The following is a 14,402-nucleotide window of genomic DNA, read 5'->3' as shown; positions in this document are numbered from 1 at the left end:
TATTGCGGCGTAACAGCGCTGAGTTTCGCTGCTGCAGTCATTTTTTACATCAGAGTGCCGGATTATTATTTTGGAATATAAAGCCAATCTGCCCGTTACTGAGGCTTTGCCGCAACTGGATCGTGCTTTGCAGACCGGTGGCTCTGCGGTGCTGGTGGCGCCGCCGGGCGCTGGCAAGACAACGCTTATGCCGCTGCATTTGCTCAAAGCACCGTGGCGCAACAGCAATGGCATGACCAATGGCAGGATCATTGTTTTGGAACCGCGCCGCCTCGCAGCCCGCGCTGCCGCAACCCAGATGGCGCGATTGCTTGGTGAGGAGGTCGGCAAAACCGTTGGCTATCGTATGCGCCTCGACAGCCGCTTCACGGCGCAAACGCAAATTCTTGTGGTCACAGAGGGCGTGTTTGCCCGGATGATCCTTGATGATCCGGAGCTGGGTAATATCAGTGCGGTGCTGTTTGATGAGTTTCATGAGCGCAGCCTTGATGCCGATTTCGGCTTGGCGCTGGCTTTGGATGTGCAAAATGCCTTGCGGCCGGATTTGAAACTGGTGGTGATGTCGGCAACACTGGATGGCGCGCGCGTCGCTGCACTATTGGATGATGCGCCGGTGATCACCAGTGAAGGGCGCAGTTTTGCCGTTGATATACGCTATAACGAGCGCCGCACAGATGAGCGTATTGAGGATGCAATGGCGCGCACTATCCGCGCCAGTCTGGCCGATGAGCAAGGCAGTATCTTGTGTTTTTTACCGGGGCAGGGTGAGATTGAGCGCACTCTGCGCCTGCTGGAAGGGCGGGTTGGTGAAAACACCATGCTCTGTCCGCTTTATGGTGCGATGGAGGGGCGCGATCAGGATCTGGCGATCAAACCCGCACCGGACGGTAAACGGAAAATTGTGCTGGCAACTTCGATTGCTGAAACCTCGATCACGATTGACGGTGTGCGGGTGGTTATCGATAGCGGATTGTCGCGCAGCCCGCGTTTTGAACCTTCAACAGGCCTGACACGGCTTGAAACAGTGCGCGCGTCACAGGCGGCTATTGCGCAGCGCGCTGGGCGTGCAGGCCGCACACAGGCCGGTATCGCCATCCGCTTATGGCATGAAGGGCAAACCGCATCTTTGCCGCGTTTTAGCACGCCGGAAATTCTGGAGGCTGATTTATCTTCTTTGTTGCTGGATTGCGCAGCTTGGGGTGTGCAGCATGTGCGTGATCTGCGGCTGCTCGATCAGCCGCCCGTGCCGGCCTTGAAAGAAGCAGCCACTTTGCTGCAACGGCTCGGCGCGCTTGATGGTAACGGGAGGCTGACGCAAGCGGGTAAGCAAATCCGGCAGCTGGCACTGCCGGTGCGCTTAGCACATATGGTGGCGCAGGCTGCACCGCGCGGCACGGCCTTGCAGGCTGCGGAACTGGCAGTGCTGATGACCGAGCGCGGTTTGGGCGGTAATGAAGCCGATCTGGATATGCGTTTGTCGCGCTTTCGGCGTGATCGTGGCGACCGTGCGCAAAAGGCACGCGGGCTGGCACGCGCACTGATCAAAGATTTAAACATAGCGGCAAAACCTGTCGCGGAAATCGTTGCAGCGGGGCGTTTGTTACTGGATGCCTATCCTGATCGAGTGGCCAAAGCGCGGGGCAATAGCGGGCAGTTCATTCTGGCCAATGGCCGTGGCGGTGCAATTGATCCGGCACAATATTTGTCGAAAGCACAGTGGCTGGTCGTGGCTGATCTGACAGGGCGCGCCGGTGCACAACGTATTCTCTCTGCTGCTGAAGTGCAGGAAGATGATATTCGCGCAATTTTAGGCAATCAGATAGAAGGCGGCCAGCAGATTATCTATGATGCCGAGAAGAAGATATTGCGCGCCCGTGAAGCTGTACGCCTTGGCGCCATTACTTTATCTGAAAAAACGCTGGCCGCACCGAAAGGTGAGACGGCTGATCTTGGCGTCATACAGGCAGTGCGTATCCATGGTTTGGAGATTTTGCCTTGGGGCAAAGAGGTGCAAACGCTACGCCGCCGGCTGCAATGGCTTTATCGCGGGCTCGGTGAGCCATGGCCGCAAATGGATGATGAAAGTCTGCTCGCGGGGCTTGAAGACTGGTTGCTGCCATTTCTCAGTGGCGAGGTGCGGCTGGATAAAATCAGCCAGTCTGCGCTTACCAATGGCTTGCGCTCTGTGGTTGATTATGATTTGCAGCGCCAGATTGATACGCTGGCGCCTACACATTTTACTGTGCCGACCGGCTCAAATATCGCTATTGAATATGATGGTGATGAGCCGGTGATTGCGGTGCGTGTGCAGGAGCTGTTTGGGCTGACTACGCATCCCTCAATTGCCCGAAATACTGTGCCGCTGTTGCTGGAGCTGTTATCGCCAGCGCATCGGCCGATCCAGATCACCCGTGATTTGCCGGGGTTCTGGCAAGGTTCATGGGCGGATGTACGCATTGATATGCGTGGCCGTTATCCGCGCCATGTCTGGCCAGAAAATCCTGCAGAAGCTGATCCGACGAGACGCGCCAAACCGCGCGGCACCTGAATGATGGCATACGCACACAGCCTGCGGCAGGATGGCGCAGTTTAGCTTGCGTGTGCGGTGATTTTACAGCATAAGGCAGTGCTGTAATGTAACTGACGGGGAAAGCATGCATGGTGAATGGTGATTTAATCAATCGGGCATCCTCGCTTTCCCGCCGTTTGCGGCTCACAACTTTAGTCCGGGTGCGCTGGTTTGCGATTACCGGACAAACCGCGGCAGTGCTGTTTGTTTCACTGTCTTTAGGCTTTGTATTTCCGCTTGGTATCAGCTTTGCGCTGATCGCGGTGTCGGCATGGCTTAATCTGTTTCTTTCATTTCGTTATAATCTCAATCATCGTCTTGATCTGCGCACCGTACAGCTGGTGCTGGCCTTTGATATTTTGCAGCTTACTGGCTTGCTCTATCTTACCGGTGGTTTGCAAAACCCGTTTGCGGTGCTGCTGGTCGTGCCGGTTATTATCGCTGCCACGGCACTTTCTGTGCGCAGTATATTAACATTGGGGTCGATGGCCATTGCCTGCGCCAGTATGCTGGTGATCTGGCATTTGCCGCTGCCGTGGTATCATGGCGTAACATTGGAACTGCCGCTGATGTTTGTACTCGGCGTGTGGTGTGCCATTGCCTCGACACTGATATTCAGCGGCGTTTATGTGTATCGTATTGCAGAAGAAGCGCGTTTGCTTGGTGATGCTTTAAGCGCAACCGAGCTGGTATTGCAGCGCGAGCAGCATTTATCGGCACTGGACGGGCTGGCTGCGGCTGCAGCTCATGAACTTGGCACGCCACTGGCAACGATCACACTGGTGGTAAAAGAAATGCAGCGCGCATTGCGCAAAGATGATCATTTTACTGATGATATTCAACTTTTGTCTTCGCAGGCGCAGCGCTGCCGCGAAATTCTGCGCCGGCTGACCAGCCTTTCATCGGAAGGTGAAGAGCATATGTCCAAGCTGGCTTTGTCTTCGCTGATTGAAGAGGTCATTGCCCCGCATCGCAATTTCGGCATTCAGATTGCTGTGGAGCAAAAACCCGAAGCCAAAGCGGGTGCTAAACCCGCCGGTAATGAGCCGGTTGTACGCCGTAATCCCGGTATTATTTATGGTCTGGGCAATCTGATTGAAAATGCGGTGGATTTTGCGAAAAGCGAAACACAGGTGCTGTGGAGTTGGGATGATCACTTTGTGCGCATTACCATCCGCGATGACGGTAAAGGTTTTTCACCCGACATGCTGGACCGGATTGGCGAGCCTTATATGTCTCGCCGCGATGATGAACAACACGGCGGCGGTCTGGGATTAGGGTTATTTATCGCGAAAACCCTGCTGGAACGTTCCGGCGCGCAAATCTCATTTCATAACCGGCCGGAGCCCGGCCAACAGGGCGCAGAGGTCACGATTGTTTGGCCGCGCAGTGCGTTTGTTGTGTAATGCACGACTCTGTTTATTGGTTCGTGCGTAAAATGGTCACTTTTGTCGCGGTCAAACAGGCAATAATTATGGCTTTTATAGTAAATTCTATGTGAGGTAATGTAAAATTAGATGTTTTACGTGAATATTTACATTGCATATTTGACTTTTTGACGCAGGCGCCTCAATAAGGACGAGACAAAAGACGAGTAAGGAATACCTGATGGATGATATGAATCAGGATGATCACCTTGCCATCGGCAGTGATCCTTCGCTTCTTCTGGTTGATGATGATAAACCGTTTCTCCAACGGCTCGCCCGCGCTATGGAAAGCCGTGGCTTTACAGTGACAATGGCTGAATCCGTTGAGGAAGGTATTGCCGCTGTGAAACTGGCTGCACCGGCTTTTGCTGTTGTGGATATGCGTCTTGGTGACGGTAATGGTCTGGATATTATCGAAGCGATCCGCGCCAAACGTGAAGATACGCGCTCTATCGTTCTGACCGGTTATGGCAATATTGCAACGGCGGTTAATGCGGTAAAAATTGGTGCGATTGATTATCTTTCCAAACCCGCGGATGCTGATGAGGTATTTGCTGCTCTGACCCGCAGAGACGGTGAAAAAATTGCCCCTCCAGAGAACCCGATGTCTGCCGATCGGGTGCGTTGGGAGCATATTCAGCGTGTCTATGAAATGTGCGAACGCAATGTTTCCGAGACAGCACGCCGGTTGAACATGCATCGCCGTACTTTGCAGCGTATTCTGGCCAAACGCGCACCGCGTTAATATATGCGGGCTAATATAATAGCGCTGATAGAGTTACAAAATTTCAGTTTGCCGGCTGCTTAATCACCAGTCGGCAGCGTGTTATGACCGGATACTTCAACACCTGATAACTCAGCGAGCATCAGGCGGTTGGCACCAATACGCGCGATTTGCAATGTCAGCGCCTTACGGGTTGCCGGAGCAAGCTTATGCTCAGGTGCATCCCGCAAAATCTCCGCACCATAGCCATCAGAGAGAATGAAGCCGCAATCTTGCGGAAAGATTTCGCTTGGAACCTGAGGATGTGTGGCAAAAAACAACCGATCGCAAAAGGCGCGGTAATCCGGCCATTTTTGGTCGGCTTTCCAATCTTCCACTGAAGATTTTATTTCAATAATCCAGATCTCACCTTTGCGGGTTATGCCGATCAAATCGGCGCGCCGCCCTGAGCGTAATGAAACTTCCGGCAAAACTGTAACATTCAGATCGAGACATAGCCGTTGAACACCACGCCGTACTAGCAGGGCATAGTCCGACTGTCGGCCGTCAATGAGCGGATTTTGCTGAAAAGGAGAGATGATTGGCATATATTCTTATCTTGCTAATATAGTTCTATTTTTACTTAGGAGAGACAGTTTCAAAAAGCTAAACATGGTTAATGTTTGGTTAAGTATGATTAAGTAGTCTCAGAAAATAGCTACCTATTATTGTATCCGTTTTCTGTGGGGCCACATGGTTATTAGAAAGTCTCTTATCGTAGCCGCATCCTTGCTGACACTGGCACTGGCCGGTTGCTCAACAACCGCACCGTTTCAATCCGCCACAGCCTCTTATTCGAGTGTGACTGATGCCGGTTATGTGCTGCCAGCAATTCCGACACAAAAAATTGCACCGCAATATCGTCGCCAGATGGTCAAATATGAAACCTCGGAGCCTGCGGGTACGATTGTTGTCGATACGCAGAACAAGTTTTTGTACCACGTTCAGCCTGAAGGTAAAGCGATGCGCTACGGCATCGGTGTTGGCCGTGAAGGCTTTCAGTGGAAGGGCAATGCCAAAGTCGCGATGAAGCGTGAATGGCCGACATGGACACCCCCTGCCGCAATGATCAAACGCCAGCCTGAATTGGCAAAACATGCCGGCGGCATGAAGGCCGGTCTTAGCAATCCGCTCGGCCCCCGTGCACTTTATCTTTACAAGGGCGGCAGAGACAGCGGTTACCGTCTCCACGGAACACCGGAATGGTGGTCGATTGGCAAAAATGTTTCTTCCGGCTGCATCCGCCTGATGAACCAGGACATTATGGATTTGTATGACCGCGCTGATGTTGGTGCCAAGGTTGTTGTTTTATAAGGCACAAAATTGTTTCAATAAAAAACGCGCGAGCTATCAGCCGCGCGTTTTTTATTAATATTGAACTCAGCAGTGATCAGATAGCTTCGACCTGCAAAACTTCCGGTACAAAATGCTTGAGCAGATTTTGGATGCCGTGTTTCAGCGTTGCAGTTGAAGATGGGCAACCTGCACAGGCGCCCTTCATATGAAGGTAGACTACACCGTTTTCAAAGCCACGGAATGTGATGTCGCCGCCGTCTTGCGCCACAGCCGGACGCACGCGGGTTTCAATCAACTCTTTGATGGTTTCAACGATTTCAACATCTGAATCAGCGAAGAACTCACCCTCAGTATGGTCATGACCCTGTGCCTGATCACTAGCCATAACCGGCGCACCGGAAATCATGTGCTCCATGATTGTGCCGAGAATTGCCGGTTTCAAATGTTGCCATTCAGCACCGTCTTTGCTGACAGTGATAAAATCATAACCAAAAAACACACCATTCACACCCGGTACTGCAAATAATTTTGCTGCGAGCGGCGAGGTATTGGTTGCACTGCCGGCATCGCGGAAATCAGCGGTACCCTCAGGCATAACCACTTTGCCCGGCAAAAATTTCAGGGTCGCCGGATTAGGCGTCGCTTCAGTCTGGATGAACATGATGTTCTCCCGTGTTACAAAGGCTGATATTTGGTGCCGCACAAATCTATGCCGCTACCCTCAATGCATATTTATATGCTTGTTACCTGTAATATAGGCGCTTCAGGCCACGGCATCAATGTCATCATCAGAAAGATTTGCCGGTATGACAGTGACCGGGATAGGAAATGATGCGCCGCGCCCGGAAATCGACTGCACAAGCGGCCCCGGTCCCTCCTTGCCGGAACCGGCAGCAAGAACCAGAATGGCAATATCCTGATCTTCTTCGATCAGGCTGTAAATCTCTTCAACCGTCTGCCCTTCACGAATAATCAGCTCGGGTTCGATGCCGTGTTTTTCGCGTAATTGGGTGGAATATTTGTTGAGAGCGGACTGTGCGCGCTCCTGCGCTTCGGCGCGCATAATGGTACCGACACCCAGAAACTGCTGAAAATCGGTCGAATCAATGACAAATAACAAGACTAATATGCCATTGGTATTGCGTGCACGGCGCGAAGCATAGGCAATCGCACGCGCGCATTCGGGCGTTTCATCGACCGAGACAAGGAATTTACGGCGGTGGCCGGCTTCGCGGCTAAGACGTTTTGATACCATGCGCGCGAATTTGCCATTCAATGCGTCGGACTGCAAGATGACAATGTTGTGGCACAGTAAAATAATGAAGAAAATTCGGTATATATTCTCTGCGCTATCCTCATCAAGGGCAGATTGAATTGATATAACATTGTTTTCTATCGGCTTTTATGTTTGAAATTAAATGAGAGCATATTGTGAAATTAAAGTTTCACTTTGTTGTTATCCGCGAAGCCGCCGTTCAATATTTTGTAATATAAAGTTTTTATAAGCGAGCGGTTTACCGTTTTGGTCTTGTATACAGGCGGGACGCTCACCAGTAGCACAAGACTTTAAATGCCGAATTTTCGTAAGAGTATGAATCAATTCTATGACTAAAACATATGGTAAACTTGCTGCACGCATATATGAGCTTGATAAGCCTGTAGGCTGCTCTTTTGGTGATGTGGAATTCTATCTGCAGAGGCTTGAAACAATAGCGGGCGCGGTTTTGGAGCCCGCAGTTGGTAATGGGCGTATGCTTATCCCGCTTGCTAAAGCGGGACATAATGTCAGCGGGTTTGATATGTCTGAGGATATGCTCAGCCTTTGTTCTACTGCTTGTGAGAAATATCAGGTGACTGCCGATTTAAGCAGGCAGAGCTTGACCGAATTTGATTATGAGCAGCAATTTGCTGCAATTGTCTTACCTGCAGGATCTTTTCAGCTTTTAAAAGATACCACCCAAGCTATGCAGTTTTTGCAGCGCTGCCGAAAGGCGCTACAACATGGTGGCAAGCTGCTGCTCGATATTTCGGTTCTGAATGGGCTGATGGATAAGCATCCGCTGGCACGTCATTGGCACGATGGCAATGATTTGCTGGTGTTACAGGAAATGCATACGGAGACAGATTTTCCCAATCAGATGACTACCACGCATCTACGCTATGAATTGTGGCGCGATGCGCAATTATCAGCCACTGAACTGGAGCTCTTTTCATTACGCTGGTGGGGCTTGTTTGAATTGGAGCTGGCTTTGCAAAAAGCGGGCTTCAGTAAAATCACTATTTTCGGAGATTATAGTGTTGAACCTTGGGACAGTACTTCTGTGCGAACCTTCACCTTTGAGGCTTCTTAAAACGTAAAAATAAAAAAGGCAGGGTAGCCCCTGCCTTTCTGAGTCAAGAAAATGAAAACGCTCTAATCTTGTAAGAAGCCGACAATATTGCGCACATTATTCATGTTCTCTTCCGCAATCACGCTGGCACGCGCGCCGCCATCTCTGAGAACACTGTCAATATAGGCCGGATCGGCAATCAGGCGACGCATTTCCTGTGTAATCGGAGAAAGTTGCGCCACAGCAAGATCTGCCAGTGCCGCTTTGAATTCCGAGAATTGCTTGCCACCGAAATCACGCAAAACCTGTTCTTTTTGCTGGCCGCTCAGGGCTGCAAAAACACCAACTAAATTGTCTGCTTCGGCGCGGCCTTTCAGACCGTCAATTTCTGACGGAATAGCATCGGCATCAGTTTTGGCTTTACGAATTTTTTTGGTGATGGTTTCCGCATCATCAATCAGATTAATCCGCGACAAATCAGACGGATCGGATTTCGACATTTTTTTGGTGCCGTCGCGCAGTGACATAATGCGCATGGCAGGGCCTGAAATCATCGGCTCGGTGATCGGGAAATAACCGGATACGGTTTCATCGCCCACAGCCATTTCCACACCAACACCCAAAGAGCGAATGCGGTCAGAATAATCATTGTTGAATTTTTGTGCGATGTCGCGGGTCAGTTCAAGATGCTGCTTCTGATCGTCACCAACGGGTACATGTGTGGCACGGTATAGCAGAATATCTGCCGCCATCAGGCTCGGATAAGCCAGCAGACCCAGCGATGCATTATCACGGTCTTTGCCAGCCTTGTCTTTGAACTGCGTCATACGGTTCATCCAGCCGATACGGGCAATACAATTAAACACCCATGCAAGCTCTGAATGCTGGCGTACACGGCTCTGGTTGAAGACAATGCTTTTCTTCGGGTCAAGACCGGCAGCCAGATAGGCCGCAGTAATTTCGCGCGTAGAATTGAGCAATTCCACCGGATCCGGCAGGATTGTCAGCGCATGCATATCCACGACGCAATAAATGCAATCGTGACTATCCTGCAGCTCTACCCAGCGCTTGAGAGCACCGAGATAATTGCCAAGATGGAGATTGCCGGTGGGTTGTGCGCCTGAAAAAATGCGCTCTTTAAAACTGTTCATCAAGTGTAGTCCCTGAAGCTGGTGGAGAGCTGGGCGAGCATGATTATCGTGATCTAATAGTTGATAATCAAAAGGCTCTGGGGTTGCTTTGGCAAGACCGACATATGTGGTTTGGACGCATGCTGACGGTCTCGGGCTATGTAAGTCTCGGGCTATAAAAAACATCCGGAAACTGAACCAGTTTCCGGATGCGATATTACTGCCAGAGTGATGAAGGGCAATCAAGCGGAAAGATTGGTCTCATCGGTTGTTGGCACCGCTTTCTTGCGGCCACGTACATTGCCCTTAATCATGGATAGGCTGGCACCGCCAATGGTAAAAACGGTAGCGAAATATAAAATCATACTGGCAATGACGAGTAAGCCCAGCGTGGTGGCCTGCGTGACAAAGCCGGCACTTCTGCTTAAATATGGCGCCATATATGCGGAGGCATAATATAATGCAGCCCCCATGATAGCCGCAGCAATAATCAGCCGCGGAATGCGGCGGATAAGGCCGGCATCATAGACCCAGTGCTTACGCCAGATCAAAACACCGAGCAGCAAAATGGCATTGATCCAGCCGGCTGTAATTTCAGCTATGGCAATGCCGCCGGGCCCGAGCCGTGGAAACAAAATCAGGGCGAGCGAGACATTGACCACCACCGAAATGCCGGCAAAAATCATAGGTGTACGGGTATCTTCACGGGCAAAATAGCCCGGAATAAACGCTTTGATTAATACATAAGCCGGTAGTCCAAGCCCGTAGATTGCCAATATCTGAGAGACGATAAGCGTTGAATCCTGCCCGAACTGGCCACGCTCAAATAACAGGCGCACCAATGGCTCAGAAAACACCAGCAGCGCTGCAGCGGCTGGCAGGGTTAAAAACAATGTGAATTCAACTGAGCGGTTTTGTAAGTTTCCGGCTTCGGTGAGATTACCACCGCGTAAAGCGCGCGACAATTCCGGCAATAGCACAGTGGCAACAGCAATGCCCACCACGCCAAGCGGCAACTGATAAAACCGGTCGGCATAAACCAGAGAGGAAACAGCGCCATCCTGCCCGGAGGCAATATTGGTGTTGATCAGCAGGTTAATCTGGGTGATGCCGCCGGTGATCGCTGCCGGTAGCGCCAGCATCAGCAGGCGCTTGACATTTTTAGTCAGCTTGGGGCGGCGCAGACCAATTTTCATGCCGGCTTTGCGTACTGCAAACCAGACAATGCCGAGCTGTACCACGCCCGCGGCCATGACCCCCCATGACAAGGCATAGCCGATTTGCAACGGGTCATAATTTTTGACCCATGCCAAAAGTAATACGCCGATCAGGATAAAATTCAGAAAAACCGGCGCGATTGCTGCAGCAAAATATTTATGCAGGCTATTGAGCATACCGCCCATCATCGCCGCCAGCGACATACAGGCGAGATAGGGAAACATGATCATTGCTAGACGCACGGTATTATCGAATTTAACCGGATCAGCGGTAAAGCCCGGTGCAATCAAGGTGCTCACCAAAAACGGCATCGACAATTCCATTGCAATCGTCAGGCCGATCAGAATGGTGAACAGCACGCCGAACACTTCCTCTGAAAAGCGCCGCGCACCATCCATGCCGTTTTTTTCAATTTCCTTGGCAAATAGCGGCACAAAAGCGGCATTAAATGCCCCTTCGGCAAACAACCGGCGAAATGTATTGGGAAACCGGAAGGCGGTGTTAAACGCATCTGCCACGGGGCCTGTGCCAAGAAAGGCAGCCATCAGCATTTCGCGGGTAAAGCCGAAAACCCTGCTCATCAGCGTGCCGGAGGCAACAGTTGCGAATTTTTTCAGCAGGCTCATGAACGGGTCTCATTAACAAATGTGCAGCGGATTAAAGCGACTTAAAAGAACCGGGTAGTGTGCACTTCCGGATCAGGGAAGCAGCAAACACGCGATGCAAACAAAAGACCTATAGGGCGTTTCGCTATTTGTGGAAACTGCTTGTTGCCCCAGCCTTTAGAAAGCAGTCTATATCACCGTATCGCGGGCTTTTTTCGGCTCGTTTCCTTTGCTATCGGCAGTTCTGCTATCATTTCCGTTGGTTTCAAACAAGTTTAACAGGCGTTTTTGAATATTGGCTTGTTTGGCAGCGCCGGTAATTTTTTGTCCGTCGAGCCCTGTAACATAAAAAGTATCAATGACTTTTTCGCCAAAGGTGGTGATATGCGCTGAGGCAATATTGAGCGAGAGATCAGAAATCGTGTTGGTAATGGCAGACAGCAGACCGGTGCGATCAAGCCCTTTGACCTCAAGAACCGTGAATTTTTCCGATAATGTATTATTGATATGAACGCGGGGCGTGACCTGAAATGCGCGTGCAGAACGGCGCGGTTTTGTGCGTCTTGCCAGCACCTCCGGCAGATGCATTTTGCCGGTCAGCACATCTTCAATCAACTGGCCGACACGCGCTGCACGGCGCGTTTCATCTGCATTGGTGTCAAATTCGCGGCTGATCAAAATCGTGTCAAAGGCACGCCCGTCTGTGGTGGTAAAAATTTGCGCATCAACAATATTGGCACCGGCAGCCGAACAGGCGCCGGCAATGATCGAGAGCAGGCGCGGATGATCGGGTGACAGAATTGTCAGTTCGGTCACCGCTTCAAATTCATGCGGGCGCACCAAAATGTTCAATACTTTACCTGCCTCATCGGTCGCACGGATAAAATCTGCATGGCGCTTCTGATCTTCATGCGGAACAGTGAGCATGTAATTATCATAATGCAATGCCAGCAGTTTTTCACGACTCTCATCCGGCCAGTCGCTGAGTTGCTCTGCCAGCTGGCGTCGCGCCTGATTGCTGCGCTCTTTCTGGCTAACCTCTGAAAACCCACCGGTCAGCAATAATTCTGTTTCGTGATAAAGCGTACGCAGCAACTGCCCCTTCCAGCCGTTCCATACACCGGGCCCAACCGCCTTAATGTCACAGATAGTTATCAGCAGCAGCAGCTTCAGACGCTCGGTTGTTTGTACAATAGCGGCAAAATCGGCAATGGTTTTCCGATCATTGAGATCGCGGGACTGCGCAATTTTGCTCATGGTCAGATGCTCCTGCACCAGCCATGCTACCACATCTGTTTCTGCGGCATTCAACCCGAAGCGCGGGCATAATTTACGGGCAATCTTTGCCCCTGCAATCGAGTGATCTTCCGGCCTGCCTTTGGCGATATCGTGGAGCAACAATGTGACATAAAGCAGGTGCCGGTCTTTTTTAAGGGTCGGTAACAGGCTATGGGCAAGGGGATGCTCATTCTTCAGTGTCTCATGTTCAATTTCAGACATCACCGCAATGCAGCGCAGTAAATGCTCATCAACCGTATAATGATGATACATATTGAACTGCATCATCGCGACGATTTTGCCAAAATCCGGAATAAACTTTCCCAAAACGCCGGATTCATTCATCCGCCGCAGCGTGCGCTCAGGCGAGCGCGGCGAGGAGACAATCTCTAAAAACAGCTCATTGGCGCGCTTGTCATTGCGCACGTCACTTTTGATCAGTTTAAGCGAGCGGGTCACCCGCTGAATGGCATGGGGATGATATTGCAGCCCGTGCTTGTCTGCGAGATAAAACAGCCGGATCAGATTGACCGGATCGCGCTGGAATACCTCATTATCAGCAATATTGAGGCGATTATTATCAAGGACAAAATCGGTGCTGCCGGTAATTTTGCGTTTCTTGCGGGTGAGTGTTGAGAAGATCGGGCCGGTGCCCGGCGTTTCTTTGAACTGCTCTTCTTCCAGCGCCGCACTGATAATGCGGGTGAGGTCACCCACATCTTTGGCAACCAGAAAATAATGTTTCATAAAGCGTTCAACGGCAGTTTGCCCCGGATGGTCAGTATAGCCAAGCCGCATCGCAATCTCGCGCTGGAAATCAAACGACAGGCGCTCTTCTGCCTTGCCGCATAAAAAATGCATATGGCAGCGCACAGCCCAGAGGAAATCATCGGCTTTGCTGAACAACCGAGCTTCACTGCGCGAAAACACACCGCGTTTAATCAGCTCTTCTGTGGAATGCACGCGATAAATATATTTGGCAATCCAGAACAGGTTTTGCAGGTCGCGCTGCCCGCCTTTGCTCTCTTTAATATTGGGCTCTACCAGATAGCGGGTTGAGCCTGCTTTTTTATGGCGGATATCACGCTCGATCAGTTTGGCTTGCACAAATTCAGCGCCGGTATCGGCAACGATTTCGCTGTCGAAACGAGCTGTTAATTCCTGATAAAGCGCAAGGCTGCCGGTCAAAAACCGCGCTTCAAGCAAGGCGGTGCGGATGGTCATATCCTCACGCGATAACCGGATGGCCTCATCTATATTGCGGGTGGAATGGCCGACTTTCAGCCCCATATCCCATAGCATATAGAGCATATATTCCACCACCTGCTCCCCCCACGGGGTTTGCTTGTAGGGAAGCAGAAATAACAGATCGATATCCGAGCCCGGTGCCAGCCCGCCACGGCCGTAACCGCCAACGGCAATAATCGCCAGATGCTCGGCCTTAGACGGATTGACCGCCGGATAGACATTTTCAAGCGTAAAATCATAAAGCGCGGTAATGAGATTATCCATCAGGCCGCTGATGCGGCGTGCACAAACAATACCACCGCCATCTTCCAGCAGCATGGCTTCAGCCGTGGCTTTACCATCGCGCCACGCGGCTTTTAGATGTTTGAGAACCTGATTACGGATTTGCTCTTTGCTGGTGCCGGTCTTTGCTGCCTGCGCTAAGTCCGCATGTAAAGCGGAGCTGTCGATAATACGGGCAAGATGCAGATCAGTGTGGCGCATATGGGTATTTCCGTCAGAGGGCAGGTCATCAATCTCAATTTGAAGTGAGCATGCT

11 protein-coding genes are annotated in these 14,402 nt (G+C 51.1%); 5 read left to right on the top strand and 6 right to left on the bottom strand.

Annotation, left to right across the window (positions count from 1 at the left end):
- Nucleotides 1-70 precede the first annotated feature (70 nt).
- The 3 genes from hrpB to MP213Fo_RS06400 all read left to right on the top strand — a co-directional run bounded on the left by hrpB (nucleotide 71) and on the right by MP213Fo_RS06400 (nucleotide 4,741).
- Nucleotides 71-2,548 carry an ATP-dependent helicase HrpB gene (gene hrpB / locus MP213Fo_RS06410; protein WP_421090797.1) on the top strand — a complete coding sequence of 826 codons (2,478 nt, stop codon included), beginning with the start codon at nucleotides 71-73 and terminating at the stop codon, nucleotides 2,546-2,548.
- 110 nt (nucleotides 2,549-2,658) lie between these two features.
- Entirely contained in the window at nucleotides 2,659-3,975 is a 1,317-nt protein-coding gene (locus tag MP213Fo_RS06405) for an ActS/PrrB/RegB family redox-sensitive histidine kinase (RefSeq protein WP_421090796.1), read from the top strand.
- Between the two features lie 202 nt (nucleotides 3,976-4,177).
- Nucleotides 4,178-4,741, top strand: coding sequence for an ActR/PrrA/RegA family redox response regulator transcription factor (locus tag MP213Fo_RS06400; RefSeq protein ID WP_421090795.1), 564 nt, complete (start codon nucleotides 4,178-4,180; stop codon nucleotides 4,739-4,741).
- A 59-nt stretch (nucleotides 4,742-4,800) separates the two neighbouring features.
- On the opposite strand, the gene MP213Fo_RS06395 is transcribed toward MP213Fo_RS06400, so the two are convergent.
- Nucleotides 4,801-5,307 carry an MmcB family DNA repair protein gene (locus MP213Fo_RS06395; RefSeq protein ID WP_421090794.1) on the bottom strand — a complete coding sequence of 169 codons (507 nt, stop codon included), beginning with the start codon at nucleotides 5,305-5,307 and terminating at the stop codon, nucleotides 4,801-4,803.
- A gap of 145 nt (nucleotides 5,308-5,452) precedes the next feature.
- Between MP213Fo_RS06395 and MP213Fo_RS06390 the strand changes: the two genes are divergently transcribed.
- A complete protein-coding gene (locus MP213Fo_RS06390) occupies nucleotides 5,453-6,073 on the top strand; it encodes a L,D-transpeptidase (protein ID WP_421090793.1) in 621 nt (206 codons plus the stop codon).
- Between the two features lie 76 nt (nucleotides 6,074-6,149).
- Here MP213Fo_RS06390 and MP213Fo_RS06385 read toward each other — a convergent pair whose 3' ends face one another.
- A complete protein-coding gene (locus MP213Fo_RS06385) occupies nucleotides 6,150-6,716 on the bottom strand; it encodes a NifU family protein (protein ID WP_421090792.1) in 567 nt (188 codons plus the stop codon).
- A gap of 102 nt (nucleotides 6,717-6,818) precedes the next feature.
- Entirely contained in the window at nucleotides 6,819-7,310 is a 492-nt protein-coding gene (locus MP213Fo_RS06380) for a universal stress protein (RefSeq protein ID WP_421090791.1), read from the bottom strand.
- A gap of 349 nt (nucleotides 7,311-7,659) precedes the next feature.
- Between MP213Fo_RS06380 and MP213Fo_RS06375 the strand changes: the two genes are divergently transcribed.
- Complete coding sequence (locus MP213Fo_RS06375) at nucleotides 7,660-8,406, top strand: class I SAM-dependent methyltransferase (protein ID WP_421090790.1); 747 nt, start codon at nucleotides 7,660-7,662, stop codon at nucleotides 8,404-8,406.
- Between the two features lie 62 nt (nucleotides 8,407-8,468).
- Here MP213Fo_RS06375 and trpS read toward each other — a convergent pair whose 3' ends face one another.
- The 3 genes from trpS to MP213Fo_RS06360 form a co-directional block, all read right to left on the bottom strand.
- Nucleotides 8,469-9,536 carry a tryptophan--tRNA ligase gene (gene trpS / locus MP213Fo_RS06370; protein WP_421090789.1) on the bottom strand — a complete coding sequence of 356 codons (1,068 nt, stop codon included), beginning with the start codon at nucleotides 9,534-9,536 and terminating at the stop codon, nucleotides 8,469-8,471.
- 221 nt (nucleotides 9,537-9,757) lie between these two features.
- Nucleotides 9,758-11,314: a murein biosynthesis integral membrane protein MurJ gene (gene murJ / locus MP213Fo_RS06365; RefSeq protein ID WP_421091046.1), complete on the bottom strand. Its 1,557-nt coding sequence runs from the start codon at nucleotides 11,312-11,314 to the stop codon at nucleotides 9,758-9,760.
- Between the two features lie 213 nt (nucleotides 11,315-11,527).
- Nucleotides 11,528-14,347, bottom strand: coding sequence for a [protein-PII] uridylyltransferase (locus MP213Fo_RS06360; RefSeq protein WP_421091045.1), 2,820 nt, complete (start codon nucleotides 14,345-14,347; stop codon nucleotides 11,528-11,530).
- Nucleotides 14,348-14,402: the final 55 nt, after the last annotated feature.

Origin of the sequence: Pseudochrobactrum mosebachae, assembly GCF_048914685.1 — a bacterium.
Classification (GTDB): domain Bacteria; phylum Pseudomonadota; class Alphaproteobacteria; order Rhizobiales; family Rhizobiaceae; genus Pseudochrobactrum.
This window is presented reverse-complemented; position numbering and strand designations above follow the sequence as displayed.